The 18,338-nt window shown below is 33.3% G+C and carries 19 protein-coding genes; 3 read left to right on the forward strand and 16 right to left on the reverse strand.

All coding sequences use genetic code 11. The features are described from left to right. Positions 1 to 535: 535 nt before the first annotated feature. The 5 genes from LC076_RS05220 to ilvA form a co-directional block, all read right to left on the reverse strand. The gene (locus LC076_RS05220; protein WP_413465954.1) at positions 536 to 1,081 is read right to left on the reverse strand and encodes an SCO family protein; all 546 of its coding nucleotides are present in this window, start codon (positions 1,079 to 1,081) and stop codon (positions 536 to 538) included. 146 nt (positions 1,082 to 1,227) lie between these two features. After that, the gene (locus tag LC076_RS05225; protein WP_226666737.1) at positions 1,228 to 2,199 is read right to left on the reverse strand and encodes a nucleoside hydrolase; all 972 of its coding nucleotides are present in this window, start codon (positions 2,197 to 2,199) and stop codon (positions 1,228 to 1,230) included. A gap of 317 nt (positions 2,200 to 2,516) precedes the next feature. After that, positions 2,517 to 3,359: a DegV family protein gene (locus tag LC076_RS05230; protein WP_226666738.1), complete on the reverse strand. Its 843-nt coding sequence runs from the start codon at positions 3,357 to 3,359 to the stop codon at positions 2,517 to 2,519. A 478-nt stretch (positions 3,360 to 3,837) separates the two neighbouring features. Continuing rightward, positions 3,838 to 4,089: a DUF2535 family protein gene (locus tag LC076_RS05235; protein ID WP_226666739.1), complete on the reverse strand. Its 252-nt coding sequence runs from the start codon at positions 4,087 to 4,089 to the stop codon at positions 3,838 to 3,840. Between the two features lie 119 nt (positions 4,090 to 4,208). After that, positions 4,209 to 5,477: a threonine ammonia-lyase IlvA gene (gene ilvA / locus LC076_RS05240; RefSeq protein WP_226666740.1), complete on the reverse strand. Its 1,269-nt coding sequence runs from the start codon at positions 5,475 to 5,477 to the stop codon at positions 4,209 to 4,211. Positions 5,478 to 5,636: 159 nt separating this feature from the next. On the opposite strand from ilvA, the gene LC076_RS05245 reads away from it, so the two are divergent. Both LC076_RS05245 and trhA read left to right on the forward strand, forming a co-directional pair. Beyond that, the gene (locus LC076_RS05245) at positions 5,637 to 5,870 is read left to right on the forward strand and encodes a hypothetical protein (RefSeq protein WP_226666741.1); all 234 of its coding nucleotides are present in this window, start codon (positions 5,637 to 5,639) and stop codon (positions 5,868 to 5,870) included. Positions 5,871 to 6,093: 223 nt separating this feature from the next. Then, positions 6,094 to 6,735, forward strand: coding sequence for a PAQR family membrane homeostasis protein TrhA (trhA, locus tag LC076_RS05250; protein ID WP_226666742.1), 642 nt, complete (start codon positions 6,094 to 6,096; stop codon positions 6,733 to 6,735). Positions 6,736 to 6,808: 73 nt separating this feature from the next. Here the strand turns inward: trhA and LC076_RS05255 are convergent, their stop codons facing one another. The 10 genes from LC076_RS05255 to LC076_RS05300 all read right to left on the reverse strand — a co-directional run bounded on the left by LC076_RS05255 (position 6,809) and on the right by LC076_RS05300 (position 16,340). Then, complete coding sequence (locus LC076_RS05255) at positions 6,809 to 7,525, reverse strand: lysophospholipid acyltransferase family protein (protein ID WP_226666744.1); 717 nt, start codon at positions 7,523 to 7,525, stop codon at positions 6,809 to 6,811. Positions 7,526 to 7,679: 154 nt separating this feature from the next. Beyond that, entirely contained in the window at positions 7,680 to 8,171 is a 492-nt protein-coding gene (locus LC076_RS05260; protein WP_226666745.1) for a dihydrofolate reductase, read from the reverse strand. Beyond that, positions 8,168 to 8,962, reverse strand: a complete 795-nt coding sequence (locus LC076_RS05265) for a thymidylate synthase (protein ID WP_226666746.1) — start codon at positions 8,960 to 8,962, stop codon at positions 8,168 to 8,170. Before LC076_RS05265 ends, LC076_RS05260 begins: the two co-directional genes overlap by 4 nt. Before the next feature lie 44 nt (positions 8,963 to 9,006). Beyond that, complete coding sequence (locus tag LC076_RS24335; RefSeq protein WP_226666747.1) at positions 9,007 to 9,750, reverse strand: anthrax toxin lethal factor-related metalloendopeptidase; 744 nt, start codon at positions 9,748 to 9,750, stop codon at positions 9,007 to 9,009. A gap of 308 nt (positions 9,751 to 10,058) precedes the next feature. Continuing rightward, positions 10,059 to 10,667, reverse strand: coding sequence for a YpjP family protein (locus LC076_RS05275; RefSeq protein ID WP_226666748.1), 609 nt, complete (start codon positions 10,665 to 10,667; stop codon positions 10,059 to 10,061). A 749-nt stretch (positions 10,668 to 11,416) separates the two neighbouring features. Continuing rightward, a complete protein-coding gene (locus LC076_RS05280) occupies positions 11,417 to 11,548 on the reverse strand; it encodes a YuzL family protein (protein WP_226666749.1) in 132 nt (43 codons plus the stop codon). A 31-nt stretch (positions 11,549 to 11,579) separates the two neighbouring features. Then, positions 11,580 to 12,359 carry a class I SAM-dependent methyltransferase gene (locus tag LC076_RS05285; RefSeq protein ID WP_226666751.1) on the reverse strand — a complete coding sequence of 260 codons (780 nt, stop codon included), beginning with the start codon at positions 12,357 to 12,359 and terminating at the stop codon, positions 11,580 to 11,582. 134 nt (positions 12,360 to 12,493) lie between these two features. Continuing rightward, the gene (locus LC076_RS05290) at positions 12,494 to 12,928 is read right to left on the reverse strand and encodes a BrxA/BrxB family bacilliredoxin (RefSeq protein ID WP_226666752.1); all 435 of its coding nucleotides are present in this window, start codon (positions 12,926 to 12,928) and stop codon (positions 12,494 to 12,496) included. Positions 12,929 to 13,057: 129 nt separating this feature from the next. Beyond that, positions 13,058 to 14,764 carry a dihydroxy-acid dehydratase gene (ilvD, locus tag LC076_RS05295; protein ID WP_226666753.1) on the reverse strand — a complete coding sequence of 569 codons (1,707 nt, stop codon included), beginning with the start codon at positions 14,762 to 14,764 and terminating at the stop codon, positions 13,058 to 13,060. Between the two features lie 454 nt (positions 14,765 to 15,218). After that, positions 15,219 to 16,340, reverse strand: coding sequence for a conserved virulence factor C family protein (locus tag LC076_RS05300; protein ID WP_226666754.1), 1,122 nt, complete (start codon positions 16,338 to 16,340; stop codon positions 15,219 to 15,221). A gap of 187 nt (positions 16,341 to 16,527) precedes the next feature. Here LC076_RS05300 and LC076_RS05305 point away from each other — a divergent pair, with 187 nt between their 5' ends. After that, entirely contained in the window at positions 16,528 to 17,505 is a 978-nt protein-coding gene (locus tag LC076_RS05305) for a peptidoglycan-binding protein (RefSeq protein ID WP_226666755.1), read from the forward strand. A gap of 129 nt (positions 17,506 to 17,634) precedes the next feature. Here the strand turns inward: LC076_RS05305 and LC076_RS05310 are convergent, their stop codons facing one another. Then, positions 17,635 to 18,246, reverse strand: coding sequence for an HD domain-containing protein (locus tag LC076_RS05310; RefSeq protein WP_226666756.1), 612 nt, complete (start codon positions 18,244 to 18,246; stop codon positions 17,635 to 17,637). Positions 18,247 to 18,338: the final 92 nt, after the last annotated feature.

Genomic DNA, 18,338 nt, shown 5'->3' on the forward strand with positions numbered 1-18,338 from the left:
ATGACTATTAAAAGCTCAATGTTGATTTTTAGTACTTTTCATAGCTATTCTGAAAGATTGTTGCTAGTTGCCCAAATATTGCAGTTTAAATATTGTTCTTATTGCATAATAAGTACTATTCTATTAAGAAAAGATGCCACCCTGTATGATAATGTTAGTCAACAAAGTTTACGAAAAAAATCTATTAATTAGACTATGTTAAAGCTTGATGTTGATTTTTAGCACTTTGTTGATTGGAGTGAAAGACATGAGTCTCCTGCGGGAGAGCGTGTCAAAGGGAAAACCCACAGGAGCTTGCGCCGAGGAGGCTTCCGGACCTAGGAAGAATCGCCCTTTGAAAATGCCGGTAGTTTGGCTTTTTCATTATTCTTCCCTAGGAAAAAAGGAATGCCAAAATAAATTGCTAAATTTAAAAGTTTATAAAAATTCATTTTAACAATCATTTTGATAATTTGATACACCTTTAACAATTTTTATAAAATTTCGTATCTCTAAAAAAAGATTCCTTAGCTTAGGAATCTTTTTTTCATATATATTAATTACTTAGTGATTTTATATCTTCGATTATCTGATCGTATGGTGTATCTGTAACTCCACTATAATCCTTCATAACAACACCATTTTGATCTACAAGATAAAAGTTGGATACATGGATAACTTGATCACTATCTTGAGGTTTCTGAACAATCGTTTTGAAACTATCCATTGCAAACTCTTCAATTTCTTTTTGCTCATAGCCCGTCAAAAAATACCAATCATCAAATGATATCGAATAATTTGAAGCAAATTCTTTTAACTTCTCTTTCGTATCGACTTCTGGATCTACACTGAAAGATACTACTTTAACGTCAAGTCCTTCCGCCTCTGCTCTTTTTTTTAATTCTTTCATATGAGCTGTCATTGGTGGACATACCGTTTCACAATTTGTAAAGATAAAATCTGCAAGCCATATTTGTCCGCTTAAATCATCCAATGATACACGATCACCATCTTGATTGGTAAACTCAAAAGACTCTATTTCATAGTTTAGTGGATCCTTAATTTTAGCTGAAGTTCCACATGCAGTTACTGTAAAAACCATAAAAACAATAAGTAATAACAATGAACTTTTTTTTGTATTTTTCATTTAAATTGCACCCTTCTTCAAACATCAACAATGAAAGTGTATCAAATTCATTATAAAATGAAAAGAATTACAGTGTGAAGGTTTTATGACTGTTTTATTGTCTAAGCTGTTCCACCATTTAAAAACGTATTAAAAACATCTTTAACAAAAAATTCATAATTAAATTTTATTGCGATCGTATGGACTGGATAATCTGCCAATTCCTGAAATGGTCGAAAATCTCCAATACTTACTCCTCTTCCTTCTCCACTTTCTGTAATAATATCAACTGGTTTTTCGATAAATTCGAATGAATTCATGTTAGTAACAGCCCATAATGTTAACAAATCATGTAGAGGTCCTCCTAATATTGATGGATCTCTGCTTTTATACCAATTTGTATAATATGTAATCATCGGCTTTAATAACATACCTACCGAATCATTTCTTTTTCGAAACATAGTATCTAATTCATTAATCGTTTCAGTAGGTAGTATGGCATAATTCGTTACATTTAGAGGAAAAATTCTTGCGTTTTTAACATATTTAAGAACAAGATTTGCCGCAAAGTGATCACTATAAAAATTTGCCTCAGCTAATGGTGAAGCATTACCAGGATAAAGGAAGCTACCACCCATTATATAAATGTTTTTCACAGCTGAAAGTATATTTGGATATAAAACAACCGCTGTTGCAAGCGATGTAAGTCTCCCAAGGTTTACAATCGTTAATTCATCTTTATATTGACTAATTATCTTTAATATTTCGTAAAAATTCTCAAATTCGGTCGTTTGTGTTGTTGGTATATCTGGAGTAATTGGTCCGAGGCCGTATTCTCCATGTATTTCAGGAAAATATGTTGGTAGTTCTCCTGTTAGTGGACGCTCAGCACCACCGATTATTGGTATGTGAGTTAAGTTAGTCAATTTCTGAAGATATGTTGCAGAAGTTAAAGCATTTTCTTTTGATATATTTCCATAGTCAACAACAACACCAACTACTTCTATTTCTTCACTATAATATGCAAATATTAAAGCAACGATATCATCAATACCAAAATCACCAATGAACAATACCTTTTTACCTATTTCCAACACCACCTTTTAAACATTCTCTTTATATTATATGATGTGGTTTTAATGTTATTTCAAATCAATATCATGAAAAAATATAAGGACACATTCTTAAAAAATTTGGCTCTGTTAAAGTTTACTATTGATTTCCCACTACAGGTCTTCACTTTTCCTCGGCCGGCCGTGAGCCATCGTATACTGCGCTCCCAAAAGGCCTCACTTTAACACGTTTCTATATTAATTCACCTCCAAAAAAGTGCAATAATCAACATGAAGCATTAACATTGCCAAACGATAAAAAAACAAAATAAAAAGGCCTGCAAATTGCAGCCCATTTATTATTCAGCCATAAACATAAATCCAATTGCGCCTGGTCCTGTGTGAGTTGAAATAACTGGTGTTGTAAATGAAATATCTACATGACAATTAGGTGCTATATCATGTATTGCTTTTTTTAAGTTTGAAGCGTAGTCATATGCATCTGCATGAGCAATGCCAACTGCCTTAACCGTTTTACCTTTTACAGCTTCCGCGAACTGTTTTGCTAAGTACTTAATGGCTTGTGATTGACTTCTCACTTTAGCCACAGGAGTATATACACCATCTTGAAGGCTTGCAATAGGCTTGATGTTTAATAATGAACCAATCATTGCTTTTCCTCTTCCAATGCGTCCACCTTTCACCAAATTATCTAGCGTATCAACAGCAACGTACAAATTTGTGTACTGTCTAATTTCTTCAATTCTGTCCAGAATTTGTTGTTTTGATGAACCATTTGAGGCCATTTTAGCAGCTTCTAATACTTGATAGCTTAGAGCCTTTGATATATACATTGAATCAATCACGGTTACATCTGCATCTGTCATTTGTGCTGCTCCTTGTGCAGATTGAACAGTTCCACTCATTCCTTTTGTCATATGAATAGATATGACTGAGCTTCCGTCCTTACTAAGATTCTCATAAACTTCAAGAAATTCTCCAGTTGGTGGTTGAGAACTTTTCGGAAGTTCTTTGGCTTCCTTCATCATTTGAATAAATTCGTCAGGCATAAGATCCACACCATCAGTATATGTATTATTTTCAATAGTGATTGATAAAGGTACAACTGTCACATTGTAGCTATCTAAAATATCTTTGCTAATATCTATTGTTGAGTCTGTTACGATTTTAATGTTACTCATGATATCACATCCTTAAAATACTACCCTCTATTATACAGTCAATTCAGTAGGATTCAATTAATTTTATTGAATCCTTAATTCTAAGCATTCAAGTTAATTTTATCTTTAGTCAATCTCTTTCAAGGGTTGTCTTGAATATTCTGGCTTTAGGATTTTCTCATGATACACTTCTTCTTAATAAACAAAATAGTACTTTAATATAGACTATTTTAACCACGAACGAAAAGGACCATTCTTAAAAAATAGGCTATGTTAAAGGTATATGTTATTTTTAGTGCAGTTTCCGATTTGAGGTGGATATAGGGTGACTCCTTTTTAGATAGGTGCGCCAAAATATTACCACAAATACCTGTTACAGTATCAATACTAAAGAATTGACACCGCTAAAAAGAATAATATACGGTTATAACAAATAAGATCTGTTATCCAGAAAAAACTGCAAAAAAAGAACCCAGATACATTCTGGATCCCACAAATATTATGCATTGTACTTTAAAATAACAGAGCCAAATAATGCCTCATAATCAGGCCACTTTAATGTTTTCTTTAAATAATCTTTAAATGAGTAAATACTTTTAGGTTGTTTTTGAGAATAAATCGTTGTTAAAAATTTTTGTAAACGGATTTGAAGCATGAAACGATATTTGTTATCTTCCTCCAATACAGGAATATCAGTAATTTTTACCTTCTGTCCATTCATTAGCTTGAACTCTAGGCTCTTGAATAACACTTTATCAATCCTCTTTTTCTACCCGTTTCCTATATTATAACCCATTTTCTAAAGAAAGTATGTCTAAATATGTCGGTCAGAAAAAAATTTCAGCAATTGTTTGACTCGTTTATTATTTTTCAGATTAGCAGATGAAACAAATTACTATCCTTATTGACTTCTGTGTAATAAAATCCTTTTTTCTTCATTCTTTGGAGAAGTGGTTGGTAGTCTTCTCGTTGTTTGAGCTCAATTCCAACGAGGGCTGGTCCTTGATCTTTATTATTCTTTTTTGTATATTCAAAGCGACTAATATCATCATTAGCCCCAAGTACTTCATCTAGAAATTCTCTTAAGGCACCAGCACGTTGTGGAAAGTTCACTATAAAATAGTGTTGTAACCCTTCATAAATCATTGACCGCTCTTTAATCTCCTGCATTCTACCTATATCATTATTTCCACCGCTGACAACACATACTATATTTTTTCCTTTTATTTGATCTCTAAGGAAATCTAGCGCAGCAATTGACATAGCTCCTGCAGGTTCGGCAACTATGGCATTTTCGTTATATAACTCAAGAATTGTTGTACAAATTTTACCTTCTGGGACAAGTAAAACGTCTTCTACAACATCTTTACAAATCGAAAAGGTTTTATTACCAACTTTTTTCACAGCAGCTCCGTCAACAAATTTATCAATTTTATCAAGAGTGATTACTTTATCCTCTAGTCTAGAGTTATATAAAGCTGGTGCACCTTCTGGTTCAACTCCGATCATTTTTGTATTAGGCGAAATTGAGTTAAAATATGTTCCTACTCCCGAAATTAAGCCTCCACCACCAACACTCGCTACAACATAATCTATTTCAACATCTGTATCATTTAAAATTTCTACTGCAACCGTACCTTGACCAGCAATAACATCAAAATCGTCAAAAGGGTGGATAAATGCACGTTGCTCTTCTTCACTACTAGCTACAGCCTTTTGATAAGCATCATCAAATGTATCTCCAGCTAAAATAATCTCCACATACTCTTTTCCAAACAATTCAACTTGCGACACTTTTTGACGAGGAGTAGTAGATGGCATAAAAATCTTTCCATGAATTTTCAATTGTTTACAAGAATATGCCACACCTTGTGCATGGTTTCCTGCGCTCGCACACACAATTCCATTTTTTGTTTGTTCTGTATCTAATTGCTTTATTTTATTAAATGCTCCACGTATCTTAAAAGATCGGACAACTTGTAAATCTTCACGTTTTAGATAAATATTACACTGATACTTATCAGATAGTTGTTCATTTTTTTGAAGTGGTGTGTGTGTTACAACATCTTTTAAAAGATGGTGTGCTTTTAAAATATCTTCTACATAAACATTTTCTACATCATTTATCATTTGTTTCATTGTCACGACCCTTTCCAAAAGCTTGCTTGTTAATTTGAAATTATATCATGAATATTCTAAATTTAAAGGTAATATCGTAAATTTTTACAGAATTTTTAAATGTAAGGGTTCACATAAAAGATAAATAATAAGTCAAACTAAGTTTTGAGGTGATAATGAATGGAATTTGATCTTAAGAATAAAGATGGAGCGATTCCTTGCTGGGTTGTAGCTGATAATGATAATGGACGGTACATGATAAGAGAGGAAGATACTAGTGGTGAAGTGTTTAACGATCCTACTAGTATGCTATTATGGATAGAAAATAATTGGGATATAAGTAACTTTGAAAATAAGACCTTATTTCTTCAAATGGTTAAGTCCTTACAACAAGTTGTTGAAGAAAAAAACTGAATAATAAATAAAAATCTTTTAAAAACGTTTTCATCGTTTATTGCTTTCTTCCTACAAAATATCACACAAGATTACCATTCTCTTTTTTGGAAGAAAGCCTTTCTTATATGTTAGGATTAGATGTCATTTGATGGTATAATAGATCATAGGATTTTAGATCTTTGTAGGTAAAGATTCATAGAAAGTAAACATAATAAGTACTTGCTCTTGAAAGGAGATAGCAATGGCTAATACACACACATTCTCCAAAGGAGAGGAAATTGCAAATTCTATCACTCATGGTATTGGTGGACTGTTAAGCGTGGCTGGACTTGTTCTATTGATTGTCTTCTCTTCCTTATATGGTACACCTTGGCATGTTGTAAGTTTTACTTTATTTGGCGTAACGATGGTGTTATTGTATACATCTTCAACACTTGTTCATAGCTTTCCAGCAGGAAAAGCGAAGGACATATTTGAAATATTAGATCACTCAGCAATTTATTTCTTTATTGCTGGTACTTACACACCTTTTTTATTTATAGCTGTGAAAGGTTGGCTTGGCTGGACATTATTCGGAATCGTCTGGGGATTAGCTATTGGTGGTACTGTTTTTAAATCCTTTTTCGTGAAAAAATATCTGTTTTTTTCCACTGTAATGTATGTTGTTATGGGCTGGTTAATCGTATTTGCATGGGGACCAATTAGTACAAACGTTCCTTCTAATGGGGTTATTCTCCTTGTCATTGGTGGCGTATTATACACAATAGGTGCAGTCTTTTATGTTTGGAGAGCATTTAAATACCACCATGCAGTTTGGCATCTGTTTGTTTTAGCAGGTACTATTGTACATTTTTTTGCAGTATTATTTTATCTTTTACCTTAAAAAAACAGACTAGTAGGCTAGTTGTTTCTCTAACAATTAGTTCTAGGTCTGTTTTTTTACGACATTCATTTAATTATGATTTATCTTTATATTTAATTGCGTTCCTTATTAACTCGGTTATCTCTTTTACTTCTAAAGTTGTATCATCTAGATAGAGAGGCTTATGAATATACAAATCAATAGGAGATGATGTGAATTTTTTTCCTTTGTTTTTCTCCATTATTTTATAAGTTCCGCTAACCGTGATTGGCAAAATTGGAATTCTTGCTTCTAGAGCCATTCTTATTGCTCCTGTCTTAAATTGGCCAATTTCTGTTCCCTTACTTCTTGTACCTTCTGGAAACACAATAAGCGATTGTCCTCTTCTGAGCTCCTCAACACTATCGTGAAAAGCTTGAATAGCCCCTCTACGGTCATTTCTTTTTACAAGCACACACCCTATCGCTTCCATCCAAACTGATGCGAATGGCACTTTCTTCATCTCATTTTTAGCTAAAAAACCAGCTGGTTTCTGAAGATATCCAATAATAACAGGAATATCAAAATTCCCTTGATGGTTTGAAACAATAAGAACAGGTCCTTTTGGTATATTACTCTCATTATGTACCGTGACAGTTGAACCAGTTAATTTAACTAATAATCTAGCCCAACGTTTCGTGATCATATGAACTTCTTCTTTAAATTGGTTATTAGTGAAATCACTAGTGGATCTTTTAATCCTCGATAAATGAGGAAGTTTATAAATAATATAAAGATAGCCAATTAAAATTGTAGAAATCATTCTTAACATAATAACTCATTTCCTTTTCATTGATTACATACACTAATCAAATGTCAAATAATTTAATGCGGATACTATAACATCTATCGAGTATTGTTAGGAGTATGACATAAAAAAGGGTAACACATGAACCTTGCTGATCATGGTTACCCTTTTTAAAGAACTATTTACTTTTTTTCTCATAAACGACAAAATCAAATTCATATGGATTTCTATCATCTTTTACTCCGTGCTGTGTTGAAACAGATTCCCATTCAGAACTTTCTAGCTTGGGGAAATACGTGTCACCTTCAAATTCATGATGGATATGGGTAATATACAGTCTATCAGAGTATGGTAAAACCTCTTTAAATATTTCGGCACCACCTATGACAAAAACGTTCTCATCTGTATTTCTTGCTAAATCTAGAATATCATCTATTGAATGCAATATCTTACACCCCTCTATCTGATAAGAAGGATCTCTTGTTAAAATAATATTTTCTCTACCTGGCAAAGGTTTTCCGATAGATTCATATGTCTTACGACCCATCACAATTTTGTGATTCATCGTAATCCGCTTAAAATAAGCTAAATCTTGAGGTAGTCTCCAAGGTAGTTCATTATTCTTGCCGATTAAATGCTTTTCATCCATTGCAACGATTAGGGAAATCAAACACTAACAGCTCCTTTGATGTGTGGATGTGGTTCATAATTTTCAAAAGAAAAATCATCAAAATTAAAATCGAAGATAGATTTTACTTGATTATTAATTTTTAAAGTTGGTAAAGTATGTGGCTCTCTTTGTAATTGTTCATGAATTTGTTCTAAATGGTTCGTATAAATATGAACATCACCAAATGTATGAACAAATTCTCCTACTTCAAGATCAGTTGCTTGTGCCATCATATGAACTAATAATGCGTATGATGCAATATTAAAAGGAACGCCTAGAAAAACATCTGCTGAACGTTGATACAGTTGTAAAGACAACTTCCCTTCTGCCACATAAAATTGAAAAAGGCAATGACAAGGTGGTAATGCCATATGATCAACATCTGAAACATTCCAAGCTGATACAATTAATCTTCTAGAATCAGGATTAGTCTTAATTTGCTCTACAACATTTGATATTTGATCAATCGTTGAGCCATTGCTTGTAGGCCATGACCTCCATTGGTGACCATAAACTGGACCAAGTTCCCCATTTTCATCTGCCCACTCATTCCAAATGCGTACACCGTTATCTTGTAAATACTTAATATTTGTGTCACCTTTAAGGAACCATAATAGTTCATGAATAATTGATTTTGTGTGAAGTTTTTTTGTTGTCATTAATGGAAAGCCCTCTTGAAGATTGAACCTCATTTGGTAACCAAAAGAACTTATCGTCCCTGTGCCTGTCCGATCTTCTTTTTTAAATCCATTTTCAAGAACATGCTTACATAACTCTAGATATTGCTTCATAATCTCGACACTTCCCTTACTTAGTACTCCATGTATTTTAACATTTAGTAATCTGATTGCCCATAATAACTATTATATTCTTGAACTGTGACCTTTTTTTCTAACGATTGTATAAATTGAAAGGTAAGTGGTGCTTTTTGCTTTAATAATTTACGTGTTTCTTCATCAAAATAAAACATTGCAAAGGCTTCAGCAAAATATTCTTCAGGAAAATTGATAAAATAGTCTCTAAACGGAAAGATTCCTTTCACTTCTTGCTTCCAGATATTAATAAAAATTGGATCTAATCTAATATAATGAAAAACATATCGATCTATCGCATGTGCAAATTCATGTAATTCTAATGAAACAGATCCATGTCCACTACCGAATTCACTGTGACCGATCTTTGCGTAGACAACTCTATTATCACTCATACCAGGAACTAAATCCCAATAAGAATCAGATTCGGTATAGCCTCTTGGTTTACTATTTTTTAAGCTTCCAAGTCCTGGTTGATTAGTTAATGAACCAGTGAAGAGTTTTATTTGAATACTTTCTCTAGCAGCAGCAGATAAAATGCCTTCATCTATTTTTTCAAGATTTTGGATCATCCTCATTGCATCTTTTTCTTCAAAAAAGCTAGTCGGTAAGTAGACGAGTTCTCCTAGCACTGGTTTCGTTAAGGTAAGGTTAGTATTCTTAAATTGATACTCTGATAATTGTATCCCTTTTGGGAAAGCCATGGCTAAATGATAAAAAGGAATACAACAAAGCAGGATGATAAGGAAAATAAGGACCTTTCTCACGGTGTTCATCCTCTCGATGTCATTAAGGATTTAAAGATGAGGTATATTTAATTAAATGCGAAGTCTGTCTTTCAATCTACTATTATCATATCATATCTAGTAAATCCCAGCTAGATATCTACAAATATTGGAAAAATTATAGAAGTAAATATTGATAGATCGACTAAGTTAGAGGATGATTTTACATTCTCTTAGAAATGTAATTTATAGCACACAAAAAGGTAGGTATTTTTCCTGATTTAAATTAGTTTCGACGACTAAACTATTTAAATAAAGAATAAATACCTACCTTATTAAATTTAAAATAATTAATGAAGAGTATTCCAGTTTGGTGGTGTATTTTTGTTCCAATATATACTTCCTAGATCTTTATGAGATTGAAAGGAATCATGGTAAGTATGATAATGAAAATTAAACCAGTAGCCTTCTAATGGTCGATTCTCACGACGAACATGAAATCTTAATACATCTTGCCCTGTTTCCGTGTTATAAATATGGAAAATTTTCTCTCCAGTACCACCTGAAGGTTTAGAAATAGCTAAGTGTTCAAATTGTTCATCAGCTTCTACATTTAAATAATAAGTAATAACTTCTTCTATTTTCGGAAAAATAACCTGTTTAAATTCTTCTTCAATCACAACAGAGATTTTATCTCCAAATTTAAGAAATGATTTATGTTCCGCTTCAGTAATCATATGTGTCAAAAACTGCTCTTTAGTAAGAGAGTATTGTTGATCATCAAACTGCTCTAAATTTGCAGATAAAGCGTTATCAATTTCTCCATTAGGAAATGTAGCTTTTGAAAGGCTATCTTCAGAAGGCTTATCTTGCACCGCAAGAGATGCTGGTGGTGTGACAAGTCCGAAGGTTGCGATAGAAAATAGAATGACAAGTGATTTTTTCATCCATTTATTCATAGGATTACTTCCTTCCAAACTATACTAATTTAATAATATTCTAACATACCAGAATACAAATTTATATAACAATATTGTTACAGTTGCCTAACAAAAAGTAATAGATAAAAATAAAAGCATAATTATTCACACAGGACATTTTCACAAATAAAATATTCCTTATATAATAGTTTCTTATATAATGTATTAAAGAATATTCTTATATATCTGCGGTATGAGGATTCATAAGGTGAACTCACAGGCCCATGTCGCTTTTAATGAACATACAACCTAGGAGAAAGTGGATAAACCAAGAAAATTAATATAAAGCATACTGAGTCTCAAAAATAAGCTTTATCTGTATAGTGAAAGATCAATTTTAAGGTTACGAGAGATTTATCTTTTCGTTCTTTTACAAGATATGTTTGATGTTATCCATTACATTCCATGTTAAAATCCATTTAGTAGATAAAATAACACTAAGGTACCTATACCAAATTATGTATAAACGTCTTTATTTCTTCTAAACGCTTCAAATTCTTAAAAGAAATTAAATAATAAATGAAAGCTCTTTTAATAATCATTAAAAACGTTTAAAATAAGATTACATATATTTATTATTTTCTAAAAGTGCTAGGAGGGGTTATAACATGAGCTACGACACTTTATTTTTCATCGGCTGCTTTGCAACACTTGCATTTTTCATTTATCTTGAAATAACTGATTAATACATAAATATAACAAAAATGGGATCGTAATGATCCCATTTTTTACTTTTGTTTCGTTTTTTTTCTTGCAGAGTCTACGCTTTTCCCTTTTGTTTCTCTTGTAGTTGTTCCCTGTCCTTCAACATTAGGCGAACCTAAACCTATTCTAGATGGATCTTTCTTTATTTTAGACATATAATAACACCTCCAATAGTGTTATCATCTGCTATTCACCTATTTCTATAACTCCATAATGAAATTTTGCCGTTTTCCTAATGTCGACGATAAAACCATGTTCTTGAAATCGAGTACTTTTCCAATGATCCTTTAATACAACTCTTTTTTTCGCTACCCTTTTCGCTTCTACTATTGCTTCATGAACTAACTGTTCATATACGGCAACGCTTTTCAAAGGTAACAATCCAATAGATTCATCAATTGATTCTTCAAACATAGGATCAAAATAAACAACGTCAAAAGTGTTATTTTTACACCCTTTTAAAAAGGTTAAATGGTCTTGTGAAGAAACTTGAATACGATCCATAGCTTCATTGAGTTCTGTTAAATCAGTGATCCAGCTCTTCAAACCCATTTTAACGATATAAGCTAATTTCTCACTTGCTTCAATTCCTTGAATAAAGCCTTGTTCTCCAACACAATAGCTAGCAATAATACTATCTGAAGCAAGACCTAACGTACAATCTAAAAAAGAATCACCAACTTCTAAAAGACAGGCTTCTAAAAATGAATCAGATTCACCTCTTAACAATCGTTTTATTCTAAACATAGCTGAGTTCGGATGAAAAAATAAAGGAGCATTCGTATTCAGAACATGCAATTCCATTCGATTTTTTCCAATGACTAATATATCTTCCTTTAAGGTTATCTTCATAGTTTGTATCGCTTGTTTATTTCTCAATATAAATGGACTATTTAAATCACTTGCAGCTTTTTCAGCTGTAAAAAGCAATTCAGGATCTGGTCTACTTGATGTGGTTACGATCATGATCACGCACTTCTTTCTACTTTTTAAATTCTTGTTTTGGAAAAATGTTTTTCATTAACATCAGATCCAATCCGCAAAGCACCTTTCATGTTGAGAAGGTTTCTAACAAAAAAAAGATGCAAAATGCATCTTTTTTAACAATGTTGATCAAAAGCATTCTGAAGGTTTTCCATAATACCTTCAATTGAATTACCTTCAATATCATGTCTTGGAATAAAGTGAACAACTTCTCCATTTTTCATTAATGCCATTGATGGTGATGATGGTTCATACCCTTTAAAGTACTCACGCATTTTACTAGTTGCTTCTTTATCTTGACCAGCAAAAACAGTGACAAGTTTTCCAGGTTTTTTCTCTGCATTAAAAGCTGCTTGGGTAGCTGCTGGTCTAGCTAAGCCTGCTGCACACCCGCAAACAGAATTAATAACAATAAAAGTTGTTTCTTTTGAATCGTTCATTAACTCAACCACTTCTTCTTCAGTTGTTAATTCTTCAAATCCAGCATTTGTTAGCTCTGCTCTCATTGGTTTAACGATTTGTTTCATATATTCTTCATATGCCATTGACATAGAAATCCCTCCTGGCTATTTACATGTAGTTAAAGAATACTATAGCAAAACTTTTTCTGCAAATAATGTGAAATAACCAAAAATGGAGAAATCTCCACTTTTGGTTATTTGTTTTGTCTTAATATTTATCTATTTTACTTCAATAGTTTCCTTTTCTTCTTCAAATAAATCTGTAACTGCTCCCTTTGATGCACTTGAAACATTACGAGCATACTTTGCAAGAACACCTCTTGCAGCTAGCTTAGGTGCTTTCCAATTTTTCTTTCTTTCAGCAATTTCAGCTTCAGTTAATTCAACTGTAAGTACTCTTGCTTCACTATCAACCGTTACAATGTCTCCATTTTCAACAAATGCTATTGGTCCACCCACTTGTGCTTCTGGAGAAATATGACCGACTACTAGTCCATGAGATCCCCCTGAGAAACGTCCATCGGTAAGCAAGGCAACACTTTCCCCAAGTCCTTTTCCAACTAATATTCCTGAAATAGAAAGCATCTCAGGCATACCTGGACCACCTTTTGGTCCTTCATATCGAATAATTAAAACATCTCCTGCTTTAATATCACCAGAAATAACCGCTTCTGAAGCTTCATCTTCAGTATTAAATACTTTTGCTGGACCCGTTAATTTAGATACCTTTAATCCAGACACTTTCACAACTGCTCCCTCTGGAGCTAGATTCCCACGTAGAATCACAAGTGGACCATCTTTACGTTTTGCTTCTGAAATAGGATAAATTACTTTTTGCCCTTCTTTTAAGTCAGCGCATTCTGCAAGGTTCTCAGCAATCGTTTTACCTGTTACTGTTAAACAATCTCCATGAAGTAAACCTTCTTGTAGAAGATACTTCATAACAGCAGGAACACCACCAACTTGATGTAAATCATTCATAACATATTTACCACTTGGCTTAAGATCAGCTAAATGTGGTACACGTCTTTGAATACGATCAAAATCGTCAATTGTTAAATCTACATCAACAGCATGTGCAATCGCTAGTAAATGTAAGACTGCGTTTGTAGAACCACCAAGAGCATAAACAACAGTAATTGCATTTTCAAAAGCATCTTTTGTCATAATGTCTTTAGGTTTGATTCCTTTTGCAACAAGATTATAAACAGCATCACCTGCATCAAAACAATCTTGGTATTTTTCTTCTGATTCAGCAGGATTTGATGAACTTCCTGGCAAACTCATACCCATAGCTTCAATTGCAGATGCCATCGTATTAGCCGTGTACATTCCTCCACAAGACCCCGCTCCTGGACACGCATGACATTCAATTTTACTCAATTCTTCTTTGTCAATTTTTCCTGCATTATATTGCCCGACACCTTCAAAAACAGATACGATATCAATGTCCTTACCGTTAAGGTTACCAGGTTTAATAGAACCACCATATACAAAGACAGATGGTAAATTCATTCGAGATAAAGCAATTAAACAACCGGGCATATTTTTGTCACAGCCACCAATTGCTACTACTGCATCTAAGCTCTCTCCACCAACAACTGTTTCAATCGAGTCTGCAATAACTTCGCGACTTGGTAATGAATATCTCATACCTGCAGTTCCCATTGAGATACCGTCTGATACAGTAATCGTATTGAAAATCATCCCTTTACCGCCTGCTTCATTCGCCCCTTTTTTCGACTGAACAGCAAGCTTGTCTATATGTATATTACATGGAGTTACTTCACTCCATGTGCTAGCAACCCCGATCATTGGCTTTTTAAAATCCTCATCGCTAAAACCAACAGCACGTAACATTGCACGATTCGGCGCTCTTAATGCACCTTCAAACACTTTACTTTCACTTCTCAAATCCTTGGTCATGATTGAACCTCCAAAATTTATTATTGTTAAATACTATAGTTCGAATTTGCATGTTTTGCAACAATATTCAAACAATTTATAAAAAAAAATAAAAAGAGGCTGGGATATAATTAAATAAGTCATACAAAAAGGCGCATAAATCTAAATTCAGTTAAGCTGACAGAAACAAGTTCGTTCCATTGCGCTGCAGCCACTCGCTTTCCACGGGGAGGAAACTGAGCCTCCTCGGCATGCCTGCGGGGTCTCAGCCTTTCCTCAATTCCCGTAGGAGTCGAGTGACTTCCGCTCTATTCCACTAGTTGTTAAAATTATTACGCAAAATCAAAAAAACTATTGATAACAGCAAATAAAAACCCGAACTATTAGGCGAATGATTAATTGATATCCCACCTAATAATTCGGGTTTATCATTAGCTTTAATACTTATGTCCCAGCCACTCTATTGATCTTATGTTTAGCTTTTTCTACTTTCTGTCATTTGTTTCCATACAGATCCTTTTGCTTCTTCTCCACCTTCTATACGTTCGATCGCCATTTTTATTTGCATACTTACCTCAAATTCAGAATCATTTTCTGCTTCTTTTAAAGCAGGTAGAGCCTGATTATCTCCTACTTCAAATAAAAACATTGCAGCTCTCCATCTAACAAGTTTATTTTTGTCTTTAAGAGCTTCCATCATGGCTGTCGCTGCTGATGGGTCACCTATGTCTGATAAACAGTCTCCAGCAGTTCTTCTAACAGTCACTGATTTGTCTTTTAAAGCTTTATACAGAAGCGGCAGTACATCTTGTTTTTCAATCATTCCTAAATAAACTGTTGCCAACCTTCTAATTGATGCTTTTTCATCATCAAGCGCCTTCTCTAAAACTTCAAGATCTTCTTCAGAAGGATTCATCTGATCCAAATGAGCAAATCGTTTTGTCCAATCATCTTCATTTAACATGTCTAGAGTTACTTTATATGATGTTCTCATTAATTTTGTTTTATCACTTTTTCCAGTTGTTTCATTAACAAGTTTTTGTAATCGCTCATCAGAATAAGCAGCATTTATTTCATCAACAACTTCTTTTCCGATATCTTCTAGATCGCCATATCTTACACCCTTCTCTTTCCACTGACGATCTAATACTACATTTTCATTATCTTGCTGTGCATTCAATACAGCTTCTTTAAAACGATCTGGAAGTCCAAACCTCTGTTCTTTGATACCGTCGGTTAATTTCACTTGCATAGGGATATTATTAAACATTTGAATAAATACTTTCACTTCACCAAATGCGTCATCACTAACTAATCGATCATTTGATTCTTCTGTTATACCTTCTCCAAAAGCTTGACGAACTCCTGCTAATATATCTTTCCAATCATATTTCGCATTACGTTCTACTGCTAGGAAATCAGCAACATGGTAGACTCCTTTTACACCCTCTACCTCAAGAATTTCCTTAATTACAAGAGGTGCTTCACTCGCTTGATCCTTTTTATAATTGTTACTCTTACCAGAAGGTAGCTCTTCTGTTAAAAGTATTTTCATTGTATTAGGACTAGGAGTAGGTTCAATTGATTTTATCTTCATTCTGTCACTCCTCTTTCATTTGTTTTCGTAACGATATTGTAACATAGCCTATTCTTCACTTGCTATTATTAGGTTTCAACTTGTCTACTACTGGTGGATGAACAAGGATTTTGTCATAATATTTTAATTTCACAGTATCCTTTAGGGACATTGTTTTATATTTTATTCATGTTAGGAGAGACAAAGTATGTCAATAGCAAGCTCGGCGAAAGAAGCATTTGTCATTTCATCAGTAGCTGCTGGAATTATGCTTAGTGGACCTTCTCTAGTTAAAGCAGGCATTTCTACAGATCAAAATGAAGATAAACATGTTTCCATTGAAACAACTCAAATTGTTAGGTATGGTCATATCGGTCAAGTTGTTGAAAATGTTCAAACTAAACTAACGAAACTCACTTTATACAATGGATCAATTGATGCTGTTTATGGAAAGAAAACAGAAAACGCAGTCAAACAATTCCAACGACTACACCATTTAAAGGTCGATGGGATCGTTGGTAAACAAACATTAACAAAGCTAACAACATTAAATTCCTCTACAAAGGAATTTAGATTGGGTGATCAAACTGAGGAAGTAAAACCTTTTCAGCAACAGTTGAAAACCTTAAACTATTACAATGGGCAAATCGATGGTATTTATGGTCCATTAACTTTATCAGCAGTAAAAGAATATCAACAAAAGAATAACCTAGAGGTAACTGGTGAAATAAACACACCTACTCAAATTCATCTTCTTTCTAACAGAAACAAAAAAGGGAAAACACTAAAAACTGTTAAAGTGAAAGCAGCCCAAACTACGGAGGTAAATTCCTCAGTTACGTCTGTTGCTAAGTCTCTTTTAGGAACAGCTTATGTATGGGGTGGTACTTCACCCTCTGGTTTTGATTGTAGTGGCTTTATTAAATATGTTTTTGAAAAAGCAGATATCCTTTTACCTCGGACTGTCAATGAAATGTGGAATTACTCTAGAGAAGTACAAAAGATTGGAATTGGTGACATCGTATTTTTTGAAACCTACAAGCCTGGACCATCACACGCAGGAATTTATCTAGGTAACGGACAATTTATCCATACAAGTTCTTCACGAGGAGTAACGATTAGCGATTTATCAAACAGTTACTGGAAGGAACGTTATCTTGGAGCAAAAAGAATTCCAAATTCTTAGTAACCGCAATAATTTAATAGATTATTTCGACGCAAGATTTAAAATTCTTATTATTCTTGCGTCTTTTTATTGACTATTTTTAAAGGTAATTAACAATATTTTTTTCAAATGCCTCTGTTAAAAACCATTTTATTCATTACTTCCCCATTCGTGATAAAACTCTTCTAGATACAATTCCATAAACTCATGTCTTTTATTTGCTAACATTTTACCTGTATCAGTGTTCATTAAATCTTTTAATTTTAATAATTTTTCATAAAAATGTTGGATTGCATCTTTTCCATGTTTATTACTTGGATTATATATCAGTTGTCCTCGTGATCCTGAATATGCAAACGTCCTAGCTATACCAATAGCACCAATAGCATCTAAACGATCAGCATCTTGAACAACCATACCTTCGAGTGATAAAAATTCTCGCGATATATTAGAACGAAAACTAATTTTCTGAATAATAGAAAGGACCTCATCTATTACTGAATCATAAACAAATTGCTTTTTTAATAAAGACCGTACATCATCTGGAGAAATCTTTATTTCTTCTGCGAGCTTGTCATCTATTAAATCATGTAACAACGCTGCCAGTTCAACAGTAAACAAATTAGCATGTTCGAGCTTTCCTATTTTAAGTGCATTTTTCCGTACTCTGTCAATATGCCACCAATCATGACCGCTTCCTTCATTTATAAGTTTGTTATAAACATAATTTTCAATTGCTGCTATAGTTACTTTTTTGTCCATTTCACATTTCTCCTATTCATAAATATAATGTGATAAAGAATCCTTATAATTCGGTAATTTTTGTTATTTAATACCAATCAGGCTCTGTTAAA

This window comes from Metabacillus litoralis (assembly GCF_020524045.1).
Taxonomy (GTDB): Bacteria; Bacillota; Bacilli; order Bacillales; family Bacillaceae; genus Metabacillus; species Metabacillus litoralis_C.